Below are 25,263 nucleotides of genomic sequence, written 5' to 3'. Positions count from 1 at the left end.
TGCACCCGTCATAACTATCTCAATATCAAAGAAAAAAAAGACCGATAGGGTTGGCCATCTCTTTAATAATTTTCTTAAAATTTATTTTTTTATTTAACTTCAAAACTAAAATACTGGGCGCCTGCGTTGCCTTCTTCGCTAATTCCCTGCACCGATACGACGTATTTTCCCTTCTGATCCGACGTGTAAAACGATACCAGGCCTTTGCCCGCAGCATTTGTGTTTACATCTGGCGACCAAAACAACAAGCTTCTGAAATCAGGTACCCGACTATCGGCGGCTTTTTGGGTATCATAAACCGGCGAATAAAACTCTCGTTTTAACTGCAAGCCTTCATAATCCAAAACTACTGCGTGTGGGTCTATTTCAACGCCGCCAAGGTCGCCTTTGTACGTGGTAAAGCTAAACACGCCCTCATTAACGGTTGGGCCATAAAAGTATCTGTCCCTTATTACTTCAAGCTTTCTTACCTTCAAGGGGTCAATTGCCATTACCTTATCTATATTAAATACCGGCACATCATCCAATAAAACAATAGGGTCGCCGTCTAAAAAACCTTTTTCGTTCAATACTTTAATGTGGTACCTACCCTTGGAGCGCACTATATTGTCTTCTCTCACATACTCGCGCAACACTTCTTCCATTGTGGTAAATCGGGTGTAGTTATCCAGCAGGTAGGTTTTATAAGGCTGCGCAAAAAAACCGGCACTATCTACACCCGGATCATAAAACCGTTTGATTTTATTAAGGGCATATATATTTTGTACCTGCATGCCCAGGCTGTGCTGCTCTAAGGCCTTTTGTAAATCGGCAGACAAGGCTAATTGGGGCGTGATACGTTTACTGTATTGCTCCGAAAAGGGGCTCAAAACATCAATCCGGTAGGTTGAATCTTTTTCGGGATTGGTTTGGGCAACTACTTCACCGGGGCCAAATAACTGCTTGGTATTAAACACAAGGCGACCCAATGAATCACTCCTGGATGCATATAATTGTACCCTTTTGCCCGGCACACTCAAATATGCTACTATATCCTTTGCCGGAGCGCCCGTTAGTGTGTTGGTTATTTTCGCGCTTATCAGATGGTCATTATACTCTGGTAAAAAATTAAATGGCGACGACCCGCCATTTAGAATATTATTCCATTGGAACCTGCGCCAGCCTTGCGACAGCATCAGGTTATCCATAGCGGCATCAGCTTCGGCGTTTTGGTTTTTGATGTAATAACCTGCCGATTCTATATTGCCCCTCAAGTCCGATCTTAGCCACAGATAGTTAAATATATCATCAGCATCCATTTGCTGCAACGAATCGACCCGGTAAACCGAAAGTGATAAATTAGCCAGCACAGTAGCCCCGTTTGCCCTTTTAGTGCCCACATTAATATTTACTTTTTTTCGCGTAGCGTATTGAGTTTGGTCGGCAGCCGCATCTATTTGTAGCAACCGTTTAGGACGCTTAAAATAAAGACGCTCACACACCGGCTGCCTGGCGCTGTTAAAAATAGTTATATGCGATATGCCTTCGCCCAGTTTGCTTTTATCGATGCTAAATGTAGCCACACCCGAATTAAGCGAAGAACTTAAAGCAGCTTTAACCAATTGCCTTGTATGCGCAAAAAGAAACACCTGATTGTCGCCGCTATTGCAGTTTACTGTAACATCTAAATTGGTTCCATTATCTTTTAGCTGCATTACATAGCCCCGGTTGTTGACCACGGGTAATTCTTTAATAATCTTATTACCCTGGCTTGTTTTAATAATAGCCTTGTAGCTGTTGTTTGCCGCCGGTGTAAATGTAAAACTGCCAATACCAAACTTTAATGGCTCAAAGCGTACCACTGTATCGCTGTGCTGGTCAATTACAGCCCCCCGGTATATTGCAAGTCCGTTGCCATTGGGCGCAGTAACTTTAAAGGCTACCTTACTGTTTAAACCGCCCACAAGACTGCCCCCTTCAGGGAAAAATTGCACATCGTAAACTAGCGCTGTTTCTTTGGCAGAGGCATCAGGCAACTTCAACGGATTTATAATGGTGATGTTTTTTTCAAAATAATAATCGGGATTAAAATTTTTCATCCAATTGGTATATGCGCGCAAGGTATAGTTGCCATTACTTACCGATACGGGTATGTATAACGAGCCGCTGCCTGTGCCATAATTCACAGCTATTTTAGCTTGCATTATGCCGTTATGGCCATTATCTATTACGTCAACATAAACTACCTTGCTCAGGTTCAAGAGCTGATGAAAAGAGGCATCAACACTATATATTTTAAACCAAATAATTTCGCCCGGCAGGTACACGCTTTTATCGGTATGCACATATATCTTTTCCTGTACGTTGCGCTGCCGGTATTGGTTAAAGCTGCTTTTTACCTGCTCAATTACCTGAGCAAAGCCCGTTGTTTGTGCAAGCAATAAAACCAAAACCGACGAAACTATAGTCTTAGTAATTCTGTTATATTTTCCCATAGCTAAAAGCTGGTTTGTTTAACAATTATGTGATCTGCCTTACCTGGCTGTTGTTTTAGTGTTTTATTTGTGCGTTATGGCTTCCAAAATGGCGGAGGTAATGATTTACCCCTTATCCGGCAGTCCGTACATTCGATAGTTGAATAGGTGTAACCAATTAATACATTCATTTCTATAATGGCCGAAATTGGAATGCCATTTCCGTCAATTATAAATTGCTGTACTTCGTGCTGCATATTTTTCGGATTATATATACGCGCAGTATCTGCCTCACAGTTATATGGATAAACAGGATACCACGCTGTCGGCAACTGGCGGTTGTCAATAAAAATGCGTTTCCGTTGTACGTTTGTGATAATTACAAATCCTATAACAGGCTCAGCAGGGTTAGATATACAATGGATATTACCCTGCAACTGTGAGGGCTGCGCGTCAAATATACTCCCTAACTGTTCGGTGTTTTTCTTAATGTTTTCCCAAAACGCATAGGCCTCTTTTGTTAAGGCATACTGGTTTACCAAAATAGAGTACCGCACTGAAATTTTCTCGGCGGTAGAAGGTATCGTTGTTACCGGTGCCTGGAATATAACATCTGATGTTAGCTTGGCTGATGATGCTATTACTGTATTACTTGATATATCGCCCGTATAGCAATAGTATGCGGCTTCATTCTCTTTTCTGCTCCTTACTTCTTTGGTTACCGGGTCTACAAGGAACCCTGATACGTATTTGGCATGAAATTTCCAGGCCTCTGTGTAATCCCAGCGATAATAGCGTGTACTGTTTGTTGCATCATGGGTATTAACATATACGTTCAAATTATTGCCCTTCGGTATAAAACCGATGCTATCAATAGGCGGTGTTTTTTTTACTGCTGTATAGTCTGAAGCATATTCCTTGCCATCGCCCGAAATATGCAGCCTGTATTTTTTTGACTGATCAAGCGTTAATGGCGCCGCCGAAGCATATTTTCCGTCCTGTCCGGGTATCGGCTGCAATTCTGCTATGGACGCTCCGGCTGCATCCTGAATAGTTACCGTGTAACCGGCCAGGCCGGATGTTTTAACATCATCGCCAAGGTTCACAGTTTGGCTTAGCTTAATAACTGTTATACTATCGCCAACATCAATTACCCCCTCTACCACCAGATAATGGTTGGGGCTGCTTATAACCGATGGATTATACGGCTTTTTACACCCTCCGGCTATTCCACAAACTATCGCCAAAAACCATATATATTTTTTCATAATCATTTTCTCGTCAATTATTTCCAAAATGGGGGAGCTGTTACCTGCCCTCGTACCCTACAATCTGTACATTCTACTGTTGATGCTGTATATCCAATAACATGAAACCCATCCTTGCTTATTGTCGAAATTGGTATTAACCCACCATTTACAATTTGATTTTGAACATCATTAGCTCCGTTATGCGGGTTGGCAAACAAAACAGAATCTATTTGACAGAAAGCATCCACCTGCGGTTGCCAGGTTAATGGCAAATCGTTGTTTGATATAAATATTCGTTTGGTTTGCACATTCGTTACGCTTAAATAACCAACAACCGGCTCTGCCGGATTGGTTACATTATGAATATTTCCTTTTATCTCTGACGGCTGAGGATCAAATATGCTACCTAATTGTTCGCTGTTTTTCTTCATGTTTTCCCAAAATGCATACCCTTCTTTGGTTAGCGCATACTGTTTTAATAAAATGCTATATCTTATTCCAAGCTTCTCTGAATTGGATTGTATTAATGTAACCGGATTCTGTGATATAACATCCTGAACCAGCTTTGACGATGATGCCAGGACAATATTACTCGACATATCTCCCGCATAGCAATAATAAATCTGTTCATCGTTTCCTCTAAACACAACCTCGCCGTTTTTTACTATCAATCCCGAATTGAACCTGGCGTGAAAGCGCCATGTTTCTTCATAGGCCCAACGGTAATATCGGGTTTTATTGGTGACATCATGAGTGTTCGAGTTTATTTGTAAGCCTTTCTCTGTTATTTTATATGTAATGCTATCAATTGGCGGGGTTGCTTTTACAGCCACATAATCGGATAAATATTCATTCCCCGATGCGGTGATATGCAGGCGATACTTTTTAGTATTATCCAGGTTTAAGCCAACGGCAATATATTTACCCGGGTTAGACATTGAAGCTTGCAAGGGATAGATGGCACCACCGTCGGCCTCGACAGTTACCGTTGCATTTGATAATAGTGTTGACGACGGCGTTTCGGATAGGTTCACCGTTTTACTTAATGTAATAACTGTTGAGTCGGCGCCGCTGTTTATTACCCCTTCAACAACAAGGTAACTATTAGGCGCCAAAATTGCTGGCGGGTTATAGGGTTTTCTGCACCCGGCAACTATACAGCCCAGTATTACAATAATACACCATATGTCTTTGTTTTTTTTCATCATTATAATATCCAAAAATCAGGAGCAACTGACGTCCTATGTGCCCGGCAGCCTGTGCAGCAAATGACAAAAGCGTTGTAACCAATAACGCCACCGGCATGTTGCGGCCTTATAACGGCATCTGTCGGGTTTAATTTCCTTTTTTGATAAACAGCCCCGGGGGCGCTCAGCCCGTCATTATTGAAGCGGTAACTAACCATTCCACACAGGCCGCTACCCTGCATATTGCACCCTGCTTTAACCTTATTTAACATACAAACTATACCCCCTACACTTTCAACTGCTAAATGCGCATTGGCGTTACGACAGGCCTGCGTAATTGCTGTAAGCATTATCAAATAAACCATATAATTGGCCCCCTATACATATTTGGTTAAAACCTGATGTTATAATTGATAAACGGAATTGGCCTTGCAAAAATGGATAGTTTATACCCGGTTATTATGCCCCCCTGCTCGGTAAAATAAGTGGAATAGGCATTTTGCCTGCCGGTTAAATTATACACACCTATGGTGAATGAGTTGTGTGTGCGCTGATGTACTTTGTGATTCCCTTCAATGTTCATTGAAAAGTCCGAACGGAAGTAATCTGGTATCCGGTACTGGTTCCTGTCTGAATAATATACCCGCTCCGATCCGCCGTACTCATATTTGGCTACCGGCAATGTAATAGGTCTGCCTGTGCTATAAGTAACATTTAACGATACGCTAAACCTGTGCGAAAAGCGGTAATTGCCGATAAAGTTAAACGCGTGTGGCTTATCAAAGTTGGCCGGATAGTGCGTGCCGCCATTAATCAACTCTCCTTCATTAGGATTGGTTTGCCTTAAGAAAGTGCGCGAGTAGGTATAGGTTATCCAGCCATTAGCCTTGCCTGTAGTTTTCTTTAGCAAAAATTCAATGCCGTAAGCCTTGCCTTCGGTACCCAATACGTCATTTTCAATGTGGTGGTTCAAAACCAGGTTGGCCCCGCTGCGGTAATCCAGGTAGTCCCTTAGTCTTTTGTAATAAATTTCAACAGACGTCTCGACGGTGTTTGCCTTCATGTTATGGTAAAGGCCAAGCGATACCTGATCGCCATATTGTGGCTTAATATTAGGATCGCTCAGTTGCCACACATCAGTAGGGGCAATGGCAGTTGTGTTTGATAATAAATGAATGTATTGCCTTAACGTGTTGTAGCCTCCTTTTAAAGAAGTATTGTCGCCCAATTGGTACCTTGCCGAAAGCCGAATCTCGGGTCCCGAATATGTTTTAATGAACTTCCCGCTGCTATAATTTGTACTATCGAGCAGGTTTGAGGTTGTTTTTGGCAAATTAGGGGCGTAATTATAAACCATTTGGGGGCCCAGGAAATTATAAATGGAATACCTGATGCCTCCGCTTACCGAAAAGTCTTCGGTAAAATCATACTTATCGCCCAGGTATAAGGCGCTCTCCAAAGCCTGCTGTGCCGGGATAACATCAGGTGCTACCAATGATTTGGGGTTATTTGGCTGAAAATTTCCGGGATGTAGCTTATAAAAAATAGATGTTAAACCAAAATCAATGGTGTTTTTACGGTTAAAGTAATAAACAAAATCAGCTTTAAAATTGGTTTGGTTGATGTCGAAATTAAGCTTATAAGCGTTAACCGGGTTATCATAGCTGGCAATATCATATTGATACCTGTCTATACCTGCTCCAATTACACTAAACAGCTTATCGTTAAAATTATGTTTCCATTTAATGTTGGCGTTGCGGTTGCTGTATCCGTATGATGTATCGCTGTTTAGTTTAAATTTATCTTTACTCAGATAAGTAGTTACATAAATATTATTTTTCTCGTTTATCTGGTGGCTAATGTCGAGGTTTAAATCGTAAAAGGATGCCTGGCTGTGTTTATAAGCATCGGGCAGCAATTTCAACAGCCAATCAGAGTAGGTAGTGCGGCCGCCGAATGAAAACGAGGTTTTATCTTTAATGATAGGCCCCTCCACATTAAGCCTGCTGGTTATTAAACCAATGCCTGCCGAACCGGTAAACTTCTTTTTATTGCCTTCGCGATTGGTAACATCCAGCACCGACGATAGGCGCCCGCCAAATTTTTCCGGGATACTGCTTTTATAAAGTTCAATATCTTTAACAATGTCGGGGTTAAATGACGAGAAAAATCCGAAAAAATGAGATGGGTTATAAATTGTAGCATCATTCATTAAAATAAGGTTCTGATCGGCCGATCCGCCACGCACATTGAAGCCTGTTGTGGCTTCGCCCACCGATTGTACTCCCGGCAGCGTTAATACCACCCTTAAAACGTCGGCCTCGCCAAATACCGTTGGCACCTGTTTAATGCTCTTAATATCCAGCCTGTTTACGCCCAATTGTACATTGCGTACATTGGCCACCTTCTCGGCCGATATTTTTACTTCCTTCAGGCTGGTAATTTGCTCTTTCATTTCGATGATTAGCTTTCCGTCAGAATAAAGCACAATTTGCCTGCGCGTATCGCGCATCCCAAGTCCACGGATACTTAAAATTTGGCGCCCTTTAGGCAGGCTGATGGTAAAATAGCCAAACTGATCTGTTGCAACCCCTGTTTTGGTATTAGTAACAAAAATGCTCCCCCCAATTACCGCCTCGCCAGATTTGCTGTCGCGAACGTAGCCAGATAGCGTTGCGTTACCGGGGCCAATAGTGTTCGTTTTATTACCTATTTCATATAATTTGTTTTCAGTTGTCGCTTCCGGAATAACCTTTTCTTTCTGATCGGTAAATTCCGCTACGGTTGTGGTCACATTGTTTTTTACCGCCTGGGTGCCGGGTTTAACTCCAAAAAAGCCGGCGGCAAGCGATGGTTGTATTTCGCGTCCTTTGGTTAAAAACACCTGGCGATCAGCTGTTATAGCGTAACGAAAAGCAGTATTTTTGAATGCGGCATCCAGCACTGCTTCAACCGGTTTATTATCTAACTTAATTGTTACCTTTAAACTATCAAATAGTGAGGGCTCATAGTAAAAGTGATACCCTGTTTGGGCTTCAACATCGGCAACAAGTTGCCCGATAGTAGCCTGCTGAAAGTTTACACTTATTGTTTTAACCGCAGTTTGCTGGGCATTACCAACCTTCATCAGGATCAAAAACCAAAAACTTAGAAAGTAAATTTTTTTCATTAGCATATTTATTTTTCGCAATGCCCTATATCTGGTGAAGATTTAACAGCTATTTTGGGGTTGATACAATATTTTATAAAGCTTACTTATTTTTATAACTGATCATACCTGGCTGCAATCAAATACATTGCTTTTTCCGGGTTATCATTAAATTTAATTTTATTGGCCTTTATATATTGCTGCAGTTCTTTCTTCTTATCCTTCAATACATTCAGGAAAGCACCTTGCCCTCCAATACTATAATAATTGCTACCCTTTTTTAAATAGTAATGCTTTTTAGCTTCTGTAAAAAAGGTTTCGAGTGTGGTTTGCGTTGATATGCTTTGAATGCTTTTTGTCCATTTAACCAACACCTGCAGGTTGCCGACATATACCTGTTCATACAAACCGCTGCTTATTGATGATGCCACATTTGTTGAATCGGCCGCAACGTATACAAAGTGATGGCTATGCAAATCAAAACTTTGGATCCTGGAGTTTAATAAGGAGTATTTAGAAAAGCCATTATACAACAAAGTTACCACCAGGTCTTTGTTGATATCGTACATCATTGGCACATTTGCGTAATATATACCATCATAATTAACCGAACCTGTTTTGAACGCGTTTATATCTAAAAAACAAGCATTGCCTTTTATTAAAGGATCATAAAATTCATATTCGGGGCCATTATACAGGCGGGACATTTGACCTATAGAAGTATTGTAGCCGTCAACTACGTGGCCGATGGCAATTTTTTGCATGGTACTGTCGTCCGTTGCCGTTTGCCCGAAGGCGTGGCCGCTTAAATAAGTGAAGGCGATAAAAAAGCACAGGGCCGGTTTGTTTATCATTTAGGTTTTATAAAGATGAAATGTACATTACTTTTAATTAACAATCAAACCGCTCACCTGAAAAGATAATCCAATGCGTATGTTGTAGTGATTATGTTACAATTGTAAATACAACAATATATTACGCGATGACGAAACCGTTTGTAACAGTGACTGTTAAATGTTTATAATTTACAGTTATGAATGATGGTTATAATATTATCCCGGAGCAAACAGAAGGCGGAATGACCGACTTTATCCACTTTGCAGATCTTGATACACGTGAGGCGGCGCATAACGTTTTCCTGCTGGCTAAAAACAGGCTAAAAGACGTTTCTAACTGGCACATGGTTGCCGGGCCGACCTCCTCAAAGTTTTCTCTTACCGATGCGCAGGGAAATGAGTTATATCGCATGGCCGAAAAAGGAGATCATTTTTACGTAGATCTGCCTGCTCCGGGCTCGATAGCAGGAGGGGGGCTGGATTGGGTAATGATTGAAAACATCGAGGAATTGGAAAACGCGAATTCGGAAAGTGAGTTTATAGCTATTACTGTACGGCCAGTGGCAAATCCCCGAAATCCGGGTAAAGCCATTGCCAATTTTTACGATCATAGCGCAACCAATACTTTTATTGTTGAGCGGTACTTAAACCATGTTAGCGCAGCGGTACATGGGCGAAATGAAGTGATCAATAACTCCGATACCAATTTATACGATAGCATCCGTAATACTGTTATTGCACTTACCGCCCGCAAGGGACTATCTGGCCCACAGTGGAAAGCGCTTGTAGAGGGCTTACTAAAGGATTGAATTAGCCATCCGTTGCCCGGAATAAAAATGGCTTTGTCCCTGCGCTAGTGGTAAGCATATATTTGCCAGCCATTGATATAAAAGAAAAAGGGCTGATCTTTAACAGATCAACCCTAAATTATTAATGCTTTGCTTATTATAACTTGCGTTTTACTTCTACATTTTCGTAAGCTTCAACAATGTCGCCTACTTCAATATTGTTGAAGTTTTGGATGTTCAAACCGCACTCGTAACCAGTCAATACTTCTTTCACATCGTCTTTAAAGCGTTTCAGTGAAGCAAGCTCGCCGGTGTAGATAACCACGCCATCACGAACGATACGGATTTTGCTGTTACGGTTAATTTTACCATCCAGCACCATACAACCTGCAATGGTACCCACCTTGCTGATCTTGAAGGTTTCCCGGATCTCCACATTCGCAACAATCTTCTCTTCAAAGGTTGGTGCAAGCATGCCTTCCATCGCCGCCTTAATTTCGTTAATGGCATCGTAGATGATAGAGTATAGCCTAATATCAATCTGCTCAGCCTCGGCCAGTTTACGGGCGCTTCCCGAAGGACGAACCTGGAAACCAATGATAATAGCATCTGACGCAGAAGCCAGCAATACGTCAGATTCAGAGATCTGACCCACCGCTTTTGATATGATGTTAACCTGTATCTGCTCGGTAGATAGTTTCAGCAACGAATCTGATAACGCTTCGATAGATCCATCCACGTCGCCCTTAACAATAATGTTAAGCTCTTTAAAGTTACCAACTGCCAAACGGCGGCCAATTTCATCAAGTGTAATATGTTTCTGCGTACGTAAACCTTGCTCGCGTTGTAATTGTAAACGCTTGTTGGCAATTTCACGTGCTTCAACTTCACTTTCCAATACGTTGAATTTATCGCCCGCTGTTGGCGCGCCCTGCATACCCAATACCTGTACCGGTGTTGATGGGCCGGCAGATTCAACCCTTTGACCACGCTCATTGGTTAATGCCTTAACACGACCGCTGTAGCAACCGGCCAAAATAGGATCACCTACTTTTAAACGGCCTGCCTGTACTAATATAGTGGTTACAATACCTCGGCCTTTATCTAACGCCGCCTCAATAACAGTACCTACGGCACGTTTATTAGGGTTTGCTTTTAATTCAAGCAATTCGGCTTCAAGCAATACTTTCTCTAACAGTAATTCGATATTTAAGCCTGTTTTGGCCGATATCTCTTGTGTTTGGTATTTACCGCCCCACTCCTCAACCAAAATATTCATGGCCGATAATTGCTCGCGGATTTTATCCGAGTTGGCTCCGGGCCTGTCAATTTTGTTGAAAGCAAAGATGATTGGTGCACCTGCAGCCTGCGCGTGGTTTATGGCCTCGCGGGTTTGCGGCATCACGCTATCATCAGCAGCAATTACAATAATTACAATATCTGTTACCTGTGCACCCCTTGCACGCATGGCGGTAAACGCCTCGTGACCCGGTGTATCCAGGAATGTTATTTTTCCTTTATTATCCGGCAAAGTAACCTCATAGGCGCCAATGTGCTGGGTAATCCCCCCGGCTTCGCCGCCTATTACGTTTGTTTTGCGGATAAAATCCAACAATGATGTTTTACCATGATCCACGTGACCCATGATGGTTACAATTGGCGCACGGGGAACCAAATCTGCCGGATCATCGGGTTGGTCAAGGTTGGCCTCTTCATCCTGTGGCTTCACAAATTCAACCTGGTAGCCAAACTCATCGGCCACAATGGTTAATGTTTCTGCATCAAGCCTTTGGTTGATAGATACGAACATGCCCAGGCTCATACAGGTAGATATAATCTGTGTTACAGATACATCCATCATCAACGCAAGCTCATTGGCAGTTACAAACTCGGTAACCTTTAATACTTTCGATTGCAGTTCCTGCTCCATTGCCAATTCATCGGCGCTGGCGGCAACGTCATCACGTTTTTGACGGCGGAATTTGGCCCGCTGTGCAAACTTACCTGATTTACCTGCGCCGCTTAAGCGTGCAAGTGTTGCTTTAATCTGGTCTTGTATATCTTTTTCTGAAGGTTCTTCCTTAGGACCGGTATTTTGCGGCGCATTGTTACGGTTGCCTCTGAAATCAGGGCGATTTCCACCACCTCCTCCTTGCTGAGGGCCTCCATTTCCTGGCGCACCATTACCCCGATTCCTGAAATCCGGACGGTTGGGGTTAATAGTACCGCCACCGGATGGGGTATGCGGAGGATGATTGCCTCCACTTTGTTGGTTTTGTGGATGGTTGCCACCGCCACCTTGCTGCGGATTGCCTTGGCTATCTTTACGTTTCCTTTTGCGCTTATGATCGGCGCTGTTTGAATTTGATGAAGAAGCTATAGGATTACGCTTTGGAGCATTAACCGGCAATTGTATTTTACCAATAATATTAGGCCCTGTAAGGCGTTCGGCTTTGGCCCGTATTACATCATCATCACCATCTGCAGGTGCTTCGGCCTGGGCTTCAACGACAGGAGCCTGTACAACAGGAGGTTTTGGCGCCTCTACTTTGGGTTCTTCTACCTTTGGTGCTTCGACAACAGGTGGTTTTGGTGCTTCAACTTTAGGGGTTTCGGCAACAACCGGTTTTGGTGTTTCAACAACAGGCTCTGGTTTTGGCGCTTCTACAACGGCTGGCTTTTCAGCAACAACCGGTTTAGGTGCTTCCACAACGGGCTCTGGTTTTGGCGCTTCAACTACAGCCGGCTTTTCGGCAACAGGCTGTGGTTTCGCATTCAGATTATTAAGGTCAATTTTCCCAATTACCTTAACTCCGGGCAATACATCACTGCGCTCCTCGGTTTTCACCGGGGCAGCAGGAGCAGCAGGCTCAACCGGTTTCGGTTTATCGGCCAGCGGCGCGGTATATTGGCCGGCATTTTTGATCAGTATTTCTTCGTTCTCAAAATCGCGCGAACGGCGGTTTTCAACCGGTCTTTCAGGCAGCGGTGCAGTTTCCTCTTTCCTTATCTTACCGATACTGATCTGCTTGGCTTCCTCTTTAATACTTTTATCAAAGGCAAATTCCTTCAACAACGCATTGTACATGTCGCCATTTAGCTGGGCCATTGGGTGCTTATCAACCTTATAGCCTTTAGTCGCCAAAAAATCGACAATGGTACCCATACCAATGTTGAGCTCTTTTACCGCCTTAATTAATTTTATTGATTTGTCTTCTGACATTTATTATATTTTCTCTGCTAATTATCGCAAAAATACGATTTTAATTTTGGTTATTATGCTTATTCAAACTCAGCATTCAATATTGATAGCACTTCTTTTACCGTTTCTTCTTCCAGATCGGTACGTTTTACCAACTCGCCAACAGTTAAAGCTAATACCGATTTTGCTGTATCTAAGCCAATACGCTTAAATTCATCAATAATCCAGCTATCAATTTCATCTGAGAATTCTTCGATATCCACATCCTCATCATGTTCATCAGCCTCACGGTAAACATCTATTTCATAGCCGGTTAATTTACCCGCCAGTTTAATATTGTGACCGCCACGACCGATAGCTAACGATACCTGGTCGGGTTTTAAGTACACTGCTGCTGTTTTTTTCTCATCATCTAATTTAATAGATGTGATTTTGGCCGGCGACAATGCACGTTGAATATAAAGCTGAATATTGTTGGTGAAGTTAATCACATCAATATTTTCATTTTTTAATTCGCGAACGATACCATGTATACGTGAACCCTTCATACCTACGCAGGCACCAACCGGGTCAATACGATCATCATATGATTCTACGGCAACCTTGGCCCTTTCGCCCGGCTCACGCACAATTTTTTTAATGGTGATCAATCCGTCGAAAATCTCGGGTACTTCAAGCTCAAACAAACGCTGTAAAAACTCTGGTGCTGTACGCGAAATGATGATCTTAGGGTTGCTGTTCAGCATATCTACCTTATGAACAACCGCTTTTACGCTATCACCTTTTTTAAAGTAGTCGGCCGGTATCTGCTCTGTTTTTGGAAGCAACAATTCGTTACCTTCATCATCCAATACCAAAGTCTCTTTTTTCCAAACCTGGTAAACTTCACCTGTAACAATTTCGCCCACACGATCTTTATATTTTTTAAAGATCTCGTCTTTCTCCAGTTCCAGAATTTTTGAAACCAGTGTTTGACGTGCCGCTAAAATAGCACGGCGGCCAAAGCTTTCCAGGGTAATTTGCTCAATTTGCTCGTCGCCAACTTCCAGGTCCGGATCAAACAATTTGGCCTCGGCCAGTTCAACTTCCAGGTCATCGTCTTCGCTAAACCCATCTTCCATAACCTTACGGGTGCGCCAAATCTCTAAGTCACCGTTATCAGTATTAACAATTACGTCGCAATTTTCATCTGTGCCGTATTTTTTCCTGATCATGCTTCTGAAAACGTCTTCCAAAACGCTCATCATGGTTGGGCGGTCAATGTTCTTGAAATCTTTAAATTCCTGAAAAGAATCAATTAAATTAATATTGCTCATTTTCTACTTGAATGATATTAAAACTTTTGTTTCTGTTATTTTATCTAATGGGATAACGCTTTCAACAGTTTCGGCCTTTTTCCCTTTTTCTTTTATTTTTTCTTCAATTATAATGGCGTCTTCGGTTAATGCCGATAAAACACCCTCTCGTTTTACGCCATCGGCCATTTTGATACCCAATGTGCGCCCAACATTTTTGGCATATTGCCTTGCCGACGAAAGTGGAAAATCAATCCCCGGCGACGATACTTCCAGGTTGTAGGCTGTTTCAATTACGTTTTCTTCCTCTAAATGGAAGCCCACATGCCTGCTTACCGCCACACAATCGTCAATACCTACACCGTCATCACCATCAAGCAAAACTATAAGTTTTCCGTTTGAGTGCATTTTAACATCCACCAAAAACAAATTCGGCTTATCGGCTATTTTTTCTTCTACCAGTTCCCTTACTCTTTTTTCAATGTTCATTACCCGCCCGTTTTTTGATTGATAATTTTTAATTGATAAAATAAAAGAGGGGGCTATTTGCCCCCTCTTTTATTAATTGACTGCAAATATAATCAAATTTATTAATTTTTCAACTATCAAATAGGGTTATTGCTTAAAAATCAAATCTGTATAGTGCAAGCTGCCCAGTTTGTTTTTTCCTAATATAAAATCCGAGGCCTTGCTATTGGCATCAAATTTATAGTAGCGTACAAAATAAGTTTGCTGCGCGATAAAAGGGGTGTCGGGCGTAAAAACCACCACGCTATCTGTAACCACATACTTGCCCGGCTGTATGGGCTGATAGTTTTTTAGCTCGGTATCTATCGGCATTTTAAATACCGGCACCAGGCTTTGCCAGTTGCCACCGGATGAGTCGCGGTTGATATCCTGGACTATCAATGGGTCGAGGCCTGTTATTTTGAGGGAGTGCTTATCGGGGGTAAGGTTAATTTTAACGTTGTTGACTTTGGGTTTATCGGAGGAGCAGCCAGCGTAAAAGAGGGTAATAAGCAAAAGTGCCTGATAAAAAAACAAGTGATTCGAGTTGGTAAAATTCGACAAAATACTGAAGAGCGATTGACGCACATCGCATGGTGGCGAAGACTCACCCGGCGAGGCTACGCCCGCCACCCTCTCTTCGGCTTCGCCGGAAAGAGGGGCTTGAAAATTTATTAATTGTTTTTTCTTAACATTGTGATATTCACCGTTCAAGTCCCTCTTTCCACCGTAGGTGAAGAGAGGGTGGCGGGCGCAGCCTCGCCGGGTGAGTCTTCGCCCGCGTTCAAAACGGATGCTTTTGTGCCGTCCCATTATTTCTTCAACGTTTGTTCAAATAATTTATAAATCCGTTTATACTCATCCGTCCAGCTGCTGGGCTGTTCAAAGGCGTGGTCTTCTACGGGGTACGATGCCAGCTCCCAATTTTCCTTGTGCAACTCAATTAATCTCTGGGTTAGCCTGATTATATCCTGGTAATTCACATTCTGATCTATCATCCCGTGCAACATCAATAAATTGCCTTTTAAGCCATTGGCAAAGTATATAGGCGAGCTTTTTCGATAAGCTGTTTCATCTGTAAAAGGTTCATTTAAAATATTGGAGGTATACTCATGATTATAATGCGCCCAATCTGTAACCGAGCGGATAGCACCGCCCGCCGCGAAAACATCGGGCTCGGTAAACATGCCCATCAGCGTAATAAACCCGCCGTATGATCCGCCGTATAAGCCAACGTGTTTGGGGTTTACGCCATATTTATCAACCAGGTACTTTACGCCATCAACCTGGTCGGATAGGTCTTTGCCCCCCATATGCCGGTAAATACCTGTGCGCCAGTCGCGGCCGTAACCCGCGCTTGCCGTATAATCAATATCAATCACAGTATAACCATTATCGGCCAGCATATTGTTAAACATAAACTCGCGGAAGTAATAGCTCCAGGAATAAGTTACATTTTGCAGGTATCCTGCGCCATGCACAAAAACCACAGCCGGTTTGGCGGGGTCGGCCTTTTTGGGGAGGTAAAGGCGGGCGTAAACATCGCTGCCATAACGGTTCTTAAAGGTGATAATTTCCGGGGCGCGCCATTGGTATGATTCGTATTCTTTGCTTATGGATTTGGTAACCTGCACCGCCCTGGCACCGGGCTTATTGGCCTGCACATATAGTTCCCATGGTTTGTTGGAATAGGAGTAGCGGATAGCCAGCCACTTTTCGTCGGGCGATAGTGTTACGTCGTTGCCGCCCTTCATGCCGGTTGTTTTTGTTGGCGTCCCGCCATCAACCGGCAGACTATAAAAATCCGTCAACCCGGGATGATCGATATTGGCGGTGAAGTAAAACCTTTTTTTATCGTTGGATAACTGCAAGGTTTGCACTTCCCATTTGCCACTGGTAATTTGCTTTTTTACGCCGCTATTAACATCAATTACGTAGATGTGGGAGTAACCGCTGGCCTCGCTCTGAAAATAAAAATGATCATTGTCGATAAACCCAACATTCCCTGTCGCCGAGTTTTCAATTCCGGGACCACCAATCCAGGCTTCATCGCGCTGGCGGTCAAGCAGGCTAAGCTTGCCGGTAGCGGCGTCCAATCGCATAATCCAGCGGTCTTTATTATCCTGGGCCGATATTACAACAACTGCATGGGCGCTGTTCTCGCTCCATAACACGCCTTCTATGGTTACCAGCCTGTCGGCATTTGCCTTTTTATAAGCTTCCTGCTCTTTAGGATAATCTTTTAAATAATCGGGCTGGTCTTTAATTCCTGGGATATCGGCCGTGCTGATGCGACAAACAGAATCGCGCTGACGGTCATAAATAAAAGTTTCGGATGTTGATGATGGACGGCCTACTTTTGAACGATTGGGAATATCCTCCGTGAACCCCGATTCGGTTACATAATTAGGAACGATGGCGCTTTTAACGTCATCGGTCTGCTTTGTAAGCCGGTAAGTAACAAAGCGTTCATCGGGGCTTATTTTAACCCGCCCAACCCGTTTTGTTCCAAAAACCAGTTCCCTCAATCGCTTCGGCGCCAACTCTGCACTTTCAGTTGAGTCTTGTTTTTTCTCTTTCTTCTCAACTTTAATAATATCAAACAATTCCAGCTGCTGCCTTTTAAGCCATTTTTCTTCTTCGTTAAGTTCGTCGTTGCCCTTTTTACTTTTTGATTTAACAAAATTAGTTAGCTGCTCCAACCCATTCCCATTAAGCTTCACGGAGAACAGGTTACTGCCTTGCGAAAATATGATGTGGCTTTCATCGCCGTTAAAAACCGGCGAACTTTCCCCCTCCTCGGTATGGGTAAGCGGCGTTATTTTGCCCGTTTTGAGATCTTCTAAAAACAAATCTCCGTTTTTTTCAAAAACTTTTTGAGTGCGCTTTTTATTCCAATTACCATTTTCTGCCGGTAAACCGCGCTTATTGGCAATGCTTACTTTTTGCGGTGCCGCACTGGCAGGCGTAGCGGCAAACAATTCATCAGGCCCGGTTTTATCTGCATTCCAGGTAAAAAGGATTTTTTTGCTGTCATCGCTCCAGTGAATGTTTGATGGGGATACGCCTATCCATTTTGGATCGCGCATAATTTTTTCAATGGTAAGGGTATCCAGCTTTTGGGCAAAAGCACCGGCAGTATTGGCCAGCAATAGCAGCGTAAATATTTTTTTCATGAGTCAGTCTTATTTCGCGCAACTAATACGCGATGCAATTTAACAGTTTGGCTTTGCTTTGCTAATTTTAGGCGTTTATTGTTACAAATGGAAATTAAAGGCGACGGTTTTATTTTACGGGAGTTGCGGTTGGCCGATGCTAAATCGTTACAAAAACATGCCGATAACCCAAGGGTTTTTGATGCCCTTCTTGATCGCTTTCCATCGCCATACAAGCTTACGGATGCCTTTGATTTTATAGGGCTTGCAATGGCCGACAAAGTGCAAACTAAGTTTGCGATTGTTATTAACCACGAAGTTGCAGGCGTAATTGGCATTGATTTAAGGGTCGATATTTATCGAAAATCCGCATTAATTGGATATTGGCTGGGTCAGGAACATTGGGGAAAAGGCATAATGCACAAAGCTGTTAAACAGGTTGTTGATTACGGCTTTGCCAAACTTGATATTGTAAGGCTACAGGCGGGCGTATTAGGCAACAATCCAAAATCAATGCGGGTATTGGAAAAAGCGGGTTTCGTAAAAGAAGCTATCTGTAAAAATGCCATTATTAAAAACGGCCTTATTTTAGACGAGCATTTATACGCTATACTTAAGCCTTCCGTTTAATTTACAAACCTACCCGATAAATCCACCGTTCGGGCAAAAGGGTTTAAAAACTGGTTAACCAGTATAGCAAACTCCCGGCGGGTTATTGGCCGGTTAACATCAAAATCCGTTTGGAATTTATATTGGCTTTTCCAGGCCTTGGCCATGGAGATGTGCAGGGTTTTAGGATCGGTTAGCGTTATCTCGCTTATAAGCGACAGCGTGTTTTCTACTGTAAATTTTTGCGTGGGTTTTTCCCTGTTGAACCATAAAAATGTACGGGTATAAATATCATTTAATACCGGTTCAATCTCGGCCGTATTAACAGCCGAATCGGGCATAAACAGTACATCAGTTTTATTACCATCCAATTTTTGCACTCCCCTTAATAAACCGGTTGCCCCAACCTGCTGCACCGCCCTAAAATAATGATCGTTTTGGTTCACATCGGCAAATGGAAGCAAGTAGCTTTTAAAATCCAGTAGTTCGCCCTGCACAGTGCGTGCGTTTAATTTGTGAGTAGTAGTTTTAAAAAACGCACAAAATGCTGCTGCTGCTCCGGCACCCTGACCCAGCATAAGCTGGTTGGGCAGATATTGAATGTCATCCTCGGGGAAAAACGAACTTATTATCAACAGGTTCTCTGCGCCCGGGGCTACAACAGCGCTTAACGGAATACAATATACCGGCGGTTGCGGGTAACTGTTTGATGTGTTCTTTTTATCATCACTACGGCCCTTATAACCATCGCCTGTCGCGATGCTGGTACGATAGGCGGTAGACTGGTAGCTATTGGCCATTAAATCCGCTGGCTTAAAATTGAGATTCAGTTTTTGGGCTATTGCAGCATTGGGGGTGGCGTCAATAATCACCCTTGTTTTTATTTGTTGCGATTTTGAATCCTGGCTAACGGTTACCACCCAACCATCCCCGTCTCTTTTTACCGTGCTAACAGTAGTGTTTACCTTTATAGTGAGATTTTTGACCGTATCCGCCATTTTTTTTATGACGGCAGCCCCGGTGAATGGCTCTAAACGAAGAGGAGCATTGTATGCGGTATCATATCCAGGTGCTTTTTTGTAAAATATCATTACCCATTTCCGGAATTCGCCCCAGATGCCGGACGGTAGATTGTGCCCGCCGCCGATAGTTATCATTGTTTGAGCCTGCATTGATGGGCATAATTGCGGGTCAGCTTCAACAAGTACTGTTTTAATTTTGCTGCGGGCTCCCTGTATGGCCGCCGAGGCGCCGGCAGGACCACCGCCAATTACAAGGATATCGGTTTTAATGGTTTGCGCATATGTAAAGGAGCATTTTAACAGCAGCAGTACTAAAAACAGTTTTTTTATCATCAGTTTAAATAACACGTACAGAACGCTAATTTAGGCTAAAGCTTGCTGTACTATAAAATTATACTTAATTTAATTTTTTTTATAGACATATGACAGACCAACAAATGAGGTTCCCGATAGGGAAGTTTGCACCACCGGCATCCTATACCGACGAAAACATTCGCGAATGGATAGACGACCTGCGCACGCTGCCCGGTAAATTGCGTAACGCAATAGCTGGTTTAAACTACCAGGAACTGGATACCCCTTACCGTACCGGCGGCTGGACATTGAGACAAGTGATCCATCACCTGGCCGACAGCCACATGAATTCAATCACCCGGTTTAAGCTGGCGCTTACCGAAAACAACCCGGTCATAAAACCATACGAAGAAGCCGACTGGGCTTTACTCCCCGATTATCGCCTGCCGGTAGAATCATCATTAAAAATGTTAGAAGGCATACACATCCACATGGTTGCCTTATTTGAAAGTTTTACCGAAAACGAGTGGCAGCGTTCTTTTGTACATCCGGCATCCGGCGACACTGTTTCGCTTAAAAAAGGGTTGGCATTATACTCATGGCACAGCAAACACCATTTAGCCCATATTACAGAGACAGTGAAGAAATTTATTAAGTAGGTCAAAGGCGAAAGGGTAAAAGTAAAAGGGTTTTAGTAGTTAACTGACGAGGGCTTCTGTTTCCTATCAAAAGGCCTTGGCTTCCACGTTCGCCGCAAAAAACCTTTTACCTTTCGCCTTTACCCTTTCACCTTAAATCACCTTAAACAGATGGAAAGCTTAGGTAAAAAGTAGTGCCGATACCAATGGTTGTTTCAAACCATATTTTGCCGTTGGCATTCTCAATTGAATTTTTCACAAAGGCAAGCCCAAGGCCCGTTCCGGAGCTTTTGGTGGTAAAATTGGGTTCGAATATCTTTTCGCGCATATTTTCGGGAATCCCGTTGCCATTATCTTTTATGGTAAGCAGTACATTTTTGCTGGTAATTAGGTAATTGATATCTATTAGCCCTTTCCTATCCGGCGGAGTGGCCTCTATGGCATTTTTTAATAAATTATTAAAACAACGCAGCAACTGATCCTTATCGGCATTAATCATAAAGGGGGGGGCCGGCGGCTGATACATGATATGCATATTGTCCATTTGCTTAAATATGGTAACCGCCTGGTTAAGCATTTCAAAAACATTTAATTGTTCGATACGGGTATCGGGCATTTTGGCAAAAGCTGAAAACTCAGATGCGATTGAGGATAAACTTTCTATTTGTTCGACAAACGATTTGCTGAAGCGCTCGAATTTTTGATCGAATTTAGGGTCCTTGTCGCGCCACGATTTATCAAGCAGTTGCAAACCTAATTTTAGCGGGGTTAACGGATTTTTAATTTCGTGAGCTACCTGTTTAGCCATTTCGCGCCAGGCGCTTTCACGCTCAGACTGTGCCAGCCTGTTCGCACTATTTTCAAGGGCCGATATCATTTTATTGTACTCTTTAACCAATGCCCCAATTTCATCATTTCGCTGCCATTTTATCGGTTCGTTTTTTTTGCCATATATGGTTTTGCTCAACGTTTCCTGTATGAAGCTTAACGGCGTGGTAATTTGCCTTGCAATAATAATAGCAAATAAACCAATAGCTATAAACACCAGCGTATAAACGTTTATCATCACGTTCAGCAGCGCTGTTATACGTTCTTTATAATCTGCTTCGTTCGAAAAATAAGGCAATTGGATATAGGCTATTATTCTTCCGGAGCTTGTAATGGGCGCATAAGCGGCTTTATAGCTCAATTCGCCTATCCGCTCATCATTTACAAATTCTGTTTTTTGCAGGCGGCTTAAATAGATAAAGGCACGGGAGTTCATTTTTTTTGCCACCAGGCCGGCTTCGTACATTTTGGGCTGTGTTGTCACCAGCGGTACGCCGTTTATATCAAACAAAACCAGGTCGGTTGAATAGGTTTTGGCCATTATGTCAAAATCAACCTGGCTTTTTTCGTTTACATTGTATATGTACTTGTTTAACGCACCCGTTTGAAAAGCCTCGGCGATACGGGTTATTTTATTACGGATTTGTTTATCCTGCTGGCTTTGATACTGGCTCCCTATTGATACAAAAGTGATAAAACCAACCGCTATCAGCGTAACAACAACCGCAAAAATCATTACAAACTGTATGCGCGTTTTATAAAGTACCTTATCAAAATTGATCCGGAAATTCCAGCGGATTTTGTCATCCTTGATGCTTAAAATTCTTACGCGTACCCATGCACCCCTGACAATAATAATAATTGCGCTGAATACCAGCAAAGCCATAAAAAAGAAGGTGATGGACGTTACCCCATTATAAAGCGGGTTTGTTTCCTTACTTGCTACAACTATGTTACGTTTGTTGGGCTTATAAATAAGGTGTTCGTATTTTGTAAAGGTGTTGTACCATTCGGGGTTGTTTGTCCTGGTGGTTTTTATAATATATTTTTTTAATACCCCTTTAAAATCGGGATTATTAAGCGTATAAACATAAGTGCCCCGCTGGCTTTGCAGGCGATTATCGTAATAATACGCGTACGAATAGTCTTTAAATTCATCTTCGGATTGCAGCGACCCATCTATCAATAAATCGGGGAAGGCGCCTAACGATTGAAGGGGTTTTGAGGTAAACTCAATAGCCAGGGTGCCCAATTGTTTGTTCCTGCTTTTTATGGGGAGTATCGCAAAGTAGCTCTGAAGCCCAAACGATGCCGTTCCCCGGTAAAAATAAGATGTTGGCACAACCTTATAAGAGTTATATACAACCTGATCTTTGAAGCTGGTTATCGGAACATCATCTTCAACAAGGGGCTGGTCGTTAGCATCATATTCGTGTATTTTAACTACATACTTTGATAAGTACCCGTCAAAATATAATTTCTGAAAACGGGTTAGCAGGTACTCGGTATTATGTACATTTTCCTTAAAATAGCGCACAATGGCGGTATCAATAAGAATCCGTTTCTCTGTTTTTATAAAAGTATTTTCGGCATCATGATCAACCGGGTCTTCTAACCGGTGTACCAGTTTTTTGCGCACAACCTCTTCTTTAATACTTTCAAAATGGTTTAACTTAATGGCCGATATTAATGAGCATATTAAAAGTACGCCCAAAAAAGAGGTTGTGGTAAGTTTGCTTCTGTGGTATATAAAACCAAACGCCCTTATCAATACCAGCATCATCCACAACAGGTAAAACAGGCTAAAGCCATAATACCGGGCAAAAACAGCCGTGCTGATAGCAACACCTGCTATTAGTAGTAATAACTGGTGCACCCGCGGCACCCCCAGCCTAAGGCATATAAAAAGAACAACGTCATCAACAAGATAAAAAATAAGAAAACTAAAGCATAACATTAAAACGCCCAGCACACTAAACGATGACAAGCCCAGCACATTATTTACATTAAAGTTAATGCCCGAGTTGATAACAAGGTCTGAAAACAATCTTAACAACGATGTGGATATCGCGATAAGCAAAAGAATGCAACCAACTACAACAAAATAGCCGACAGCGTTTGTATATACCGCCGTAAACAATCTGCGGCGCTGCAGGTATATAAATACAACAAACCAAAAAAAGCAAAGCAGGTTAATACATAAATCGCCAAAAGACGGGTACAAAATGCCCGAATTGAAAATTTGGGGGTCAAAAAGCTTTAGCATGCCGCTAAAATCGGGCAGGTGGTAATATAAATTAACAAAACGGAACAGCATTATAAAAAATGCCAGGAATATCACCGACAACCAGGCGTAACCCTTTGCCGCCACATGGCAACAAATATTATGGATTAATATACAAAGCGTCAGAATGGTTAAAATCCAAAAAGCGGCCTCGTAGTATATAAACGCGTAATTAACACTATTGGCTTTTTGCTTTACCGAAAAAAGATAATCGTTACTAATGCTATGTACATCATAGGCGTCCTTATCGCCCAAATCGGCAAGTTCAATGTTGTCACTGGTAATTAGGTCTTTAGCAAAAGTGTTTTGAAGATACTGGTTGGTAAAGGTGTAATTGTTTTTCACCGGGATGAAAAATATTACAGAAAAATCACCATCGGTTTTCCTTATCGCTTCATAATACCCGTTTGGTTGCTTAATAAACGAATTGCCTTCCTTTATATTCCAAAGGCTATCCGGCAAAACTTTAATACCACTCCAAAAACTCAGATGGTTTTTATAGGTCGTTATAAACCAGGTATTCTTTTTTGCGGTAAAGGTTTCTATTCCGTTAATTGCTTCCTGATCATTATCTGTGAGGATTTTAAATTTGTTAAACTGTGCCTTATCACTTAGCTGTTTATCAATATAAGCCTCTTTTTTGTGCAAATTATCCTCAAGTTCCCGCGCAGTTTGGTCAAGGTTATTTACCGGCGTATATGTTTTTTGGATAAAAATGGCCGTAAACAACAATCCGATACCTATCAGGGTAAGCAACAAGCGTATTTTTCCGGAGGTTGTCAAATTACTATCAGATATTACACGTTAAAAACAAAAGGCACTATAATAGTGCCTTTTTAATTATTATTAAGCTAAAACAGCGCTTTGGGTGGGTATTGCCCTATCAACCTTTTTTACCAGCCCTTGCAATACGTTGCCAGGGCCAACTTCGGTAAATGAGGTGGCCCCATCTTCCAGCATGTGTTTAACGGTTTGCGTCCACCTTACTGCACCAGTAAGCTGGGAAATTAAATTTTGTTTGATGAGTGCCGGATCTGTATATGGCTTAGCATCAATATTTTGATAAACAGGACAAACCGGCGCCTTAATTTCGGTAGCTACAATTGCCGCTTCCAGCTCAACCCTTGCCGATTCCATTAACGGCGAATGGAAAGCGCCTCCAACTTTAAGTATTAATGCCCTTTTTGCGCCAGCAGCAAGTAATTTCTCGCAAGCCTCTTCAATACCAGCAATGGTACCCGATATTACCAGCTGGCCCGGGCAATTATAATTTGCGGTTACTACCACGTTGCTTACCTGGCGGCATACATCCTCAACGGTAAAGTCATCCAGCCCTAAAATAGCGGCCATAGTTGATGGCTGTATTTCACAGGCTTTTTGCATGGCGTTGGCACGCGCGGCAACCAATCGCAAACCATCTTCAAATGATAAGGCACCTGCAGCAACAAGGGCCGAAAATTCGCCAAGGGAATGGCCTGCAACCATATCCGGCTTAAATTCATCGCCCAAAACGGTAGCTAAAACTACCGAATGTAAAAATATAGCAGGCTGGGTAACGTTGGTTTGCACCAAATCTTCGGCTGTGCCATCAAACATCACATCAGTAATCCGGAAACCCAATATTTCATTTGCTTTTTCAAATAACTCATGTGCTTTTTCAGACTGTTCGTAGAGATCTTTACCCATACCCGGGAATTGGGCGCCCTGCCCTGGAAAAATATATGCTTTCATTTAGCCCCCTAACCCCCTAAAGGGGGAATTTTATGT

Annotated in this window: 17 protein-coding genes; 3 read left to right on the top strand and 14 right to left on the bottom strand. The window is 42.5% G+C overall.

The genetic code is table 11. The features are described from left to right. Positions 1-89: 89 nt before the first annotated feature. The 6 genes from ACFGVS_RS20375 to ACFGVS_RS20350 all read right to left on the bottom strand — a co-directional run bounded on the left by ACFGVS_RS20375 (position 90) and on the right by ACFGVS_RS20350 (position 8,892). Entirely contained in the window at positions 90-2,474 is a 2,385-nt protein-coding gene (locus ACFGVS_RS20375) for a hypothetical protein (RefSeq protein WP_439695368.1), read from the bottom strand. Positions 2,475-2,548: 74 nt separating this feature from the next. Continuing rightward, positions 2,549-3,721: a DUF4249 domain-containing protein gene (locus tag ACFGVS_RS20370; protein WP_439695367.1), complete on the bottom strand. Its 1,173-nt coding sequence runs from the start codon at positions 3,719-3,721 to the stop codon at positions 2,549-2,551. A gap of 17 nt (positions 3,722-3,738) precedes the next feature. Beyond that, complete coding sequence (locus ACFGVS_RS20365; RefSeq protein WP_439695366.1) at positions 3,739-4,911, bottom strand: DUF4249 domain-containing protein; 1,173 nt, start codon at positions 4,909-4,911, stop codon at positions 3,739-3,741. After that, positions 4,911-5,240: a hypothetical protein gene (locus tag ACFGVS_RS20360; RefSeq protein ID WP_439695365.1), complete on the bottom strand. Its 330-nt coding sequence runs from the start codon at positions 5,238-5,240 to the stop codon at positions 4,911-4,913. The genes ACFGVS_RS20365 and ACFGVS_RS20360 overlap by 1 nt, the downstream gene beginning before the upstream one ends. Before the next feature lie 41 nt (positions 5,241-5,281). Continuing rightward, positions 5,282-8,059, bottom strand: coding sequence for a carboxypeptidase-like regulatory domain-containing protein (locus ACFGVS_RS20355; protein ID WP_439695364.1), 2,778 nt, complete (start codon positions 8,057-8,059; stop codon positions 5,282-5,284). Positions 8,060-8,151: 92 nt separating this feature from the next. After that, complete coding sequence (locus ACFGVS_RS20350; protein ID WP_439695363.1) at positions 8,152-8,892, bottom strand: hypothetical protein; 741 nt, start codon at positions 8,890-8,892, stop codon at positions 8,152-8,154. A 179-nt stretch (positions 8,893-9,071) separates the two neighbouring features. On the opposite strand from ACFGVS_RS20350, the gene ACFGVS_RS20345 reads away from it, so the two are divergent. Next, on the top strand, positions 9,072-9,683 hold the full coding sequence (locus tag ACFGVS_RS20345) for a hypothetical protein (protein ID WP_439695362.1): 612 nt from the start codon (positions 9,072-9,074) through the stop codon (positions 9,681-9,683). 136 nt (positions 9,684-9,819) lie between these two features. On the opposite strand, the gene infB is transcribed toward ACFGVS_RS20345, so the two are convergent. From infB to ACFGVS_RS20320, 5 genes are all read right to left on the bottom strand, one after another. After that, entirely contained in the window at positions 9,820-12,885 is a 3,066-nt protein-coding gene (gene infB, locus ACFGVS_RS20340) for a translation initiation factor IF-2 (protein WP_439695361.1), read from the bottom strand. 59 nt (positions 12,886-12,944) lie between these two features. Then, the gene (gene nusA, locus ACFGVS_RS20335; protein ID WP_090651403.1) at positions 12,945-14,180 is read right to left on the bottom strand and encodes a transcription termination factor NusA; all 1,236 of its coding nucleotides are present in this window, start codon (positions 14,178-14,180) and stop codon (positions 12,945-12,947) included. Positions 14,181-14,183: 3 nt separating this feature from the next. Beyond that, on the bottom strand, positions 14,184-14,648 hold the full coding sequence (rimP, locus tag ACFGVS_RS20330) for a ribosome assembly cofactor RimP (protein WP_274210879.1): 465 nt from the start codon (positions 14,646-14,648) through the stop codon (positions 14,184-14,186). A 126-nt stretch (positions 14,649-14,774) separates the two neighbouring features. Continuing rightward, a complete protein-coding gene (locus ACFGVS_RS20325; protein ID WP_439695360.1) occupies positions 14,775-15,479 on the bottom strand; it encodes a hypothetical protein in 705 nt (234 codons plus the stop codon). Then, positions 15,479-17,842, bottom strand: coding sequence for a prolyl oligopeptidase family serine peptidase (locus ACFGVS_RS20320; RefSeq protein WP_439695359.1), 2,364 nt, complete (start codon positions 17,840-17,842; stop codon positions 15,479-15,481). Before ACFGVS_RS20320 ends, ACFGVS_RS20325 begins: the two co-directional genes overlap by 1 nt. An 87-nt stretch (positions 17,843-17,929) precedes the next feature. Between ACFGVS_RS20320 and ACFGVS_RS20315 the strand changes: the two genes are divergently transcribed. After that, positions 17,930-18,451 carry a GNAT family N-acetyltransferase gene (locus ACFGVS_RS20315; protein ID WP_439695358.1) on the top strand — a complete coding sequence of 174 codons (522 nt, stop codon included), beginning with the start codon at positions 17,930-17,932 and terminating at the stop codon, positions 18,449-18,451. Here the strand turns inward: ACFGVS_RS20315 and ACFGVS_RS20310 are convergent. Beyond that, on the bottom strand, positions 18,448-19,785 hold the full coding sequence (locus ACFGVS_RS20310; protein WP_439695357.1) for an FAD-dependent oxidoreductase: 1,338 nt from the start codon (positions 19,783-19,785) through the stop codon (positions 18,448-18,450). The genes ACFGVS_RS20315 and ACFGVS_RS20310 overlap by 4 nt on opposite strands. 89 nt (positions 19,786-19,874) lie before the next feature. Here ACFGVS_RS20310 and ACFGVS_RS20305 point away from each other — a divergent pair, with 89 nt between their 5' ends. Further along, positions 19,875-20,405 carry a YfiT family bacillithiol transferase gene (locus ACFGVS_RS20305; protein WP_274210874.1) on the top strand — a complete coding sequence of 177 codons (531 nt, stop codon included), beginning with the start codon at positions 19,875-19,877 and terminating at the stop codon, positions 20,403-20,405. A 142-nt stretch (positions 20,406-20,547) separates the two neighbouring features. Here the strand turns inward: ACFGVS_RS20305 and ACFGVS_RS20300 are convergent, their stop codons facing one another. Together ACFGVS_RS20300 and fabD are read right to left on the bottom strand one after the other, a co-directional pair. Beyond that, positions 20,548-24,279, bottom strand: a complete 3,732-nt coding sequence (locus ACFGVS_RS20300) for an ATP-binding protein (protein ID WP_439695356.1) — start codon at positions 24,277-24,279, stop codon at positions 20,548-20,550. Positions 24,280-24,342: 63 nt separating this feature from the next. Next, on the bottom strand, positions 24,343-25,227 hold the full coding sequence (gene fabD, locus ACFGVS_RS20295) for an ACP S-malonyltransferase (protein WP_439695355.1): 885 nt from the start codon (positions 25,225-25,227) through the stop codon (positions 24,343-24,345). Positions 25,228-25,263: the final 36 nt, after the last annotated feature.

This window comes from Mucilaginibacter sediminis, from assembly GCF_051903035.1.
In the GTDB taxonomy this organism is placed as follows: Bacteria; Bacteroidota; Bacteroidia; order Sphingobacteriales; family Sphingobacteriaceae; genus Mucilaginibacter.
The sequence above is the reverse complement of the archived record's forward strand: the minus strand, read 5'-3'. Positions and strand labels throughout refer to the sequence as shown.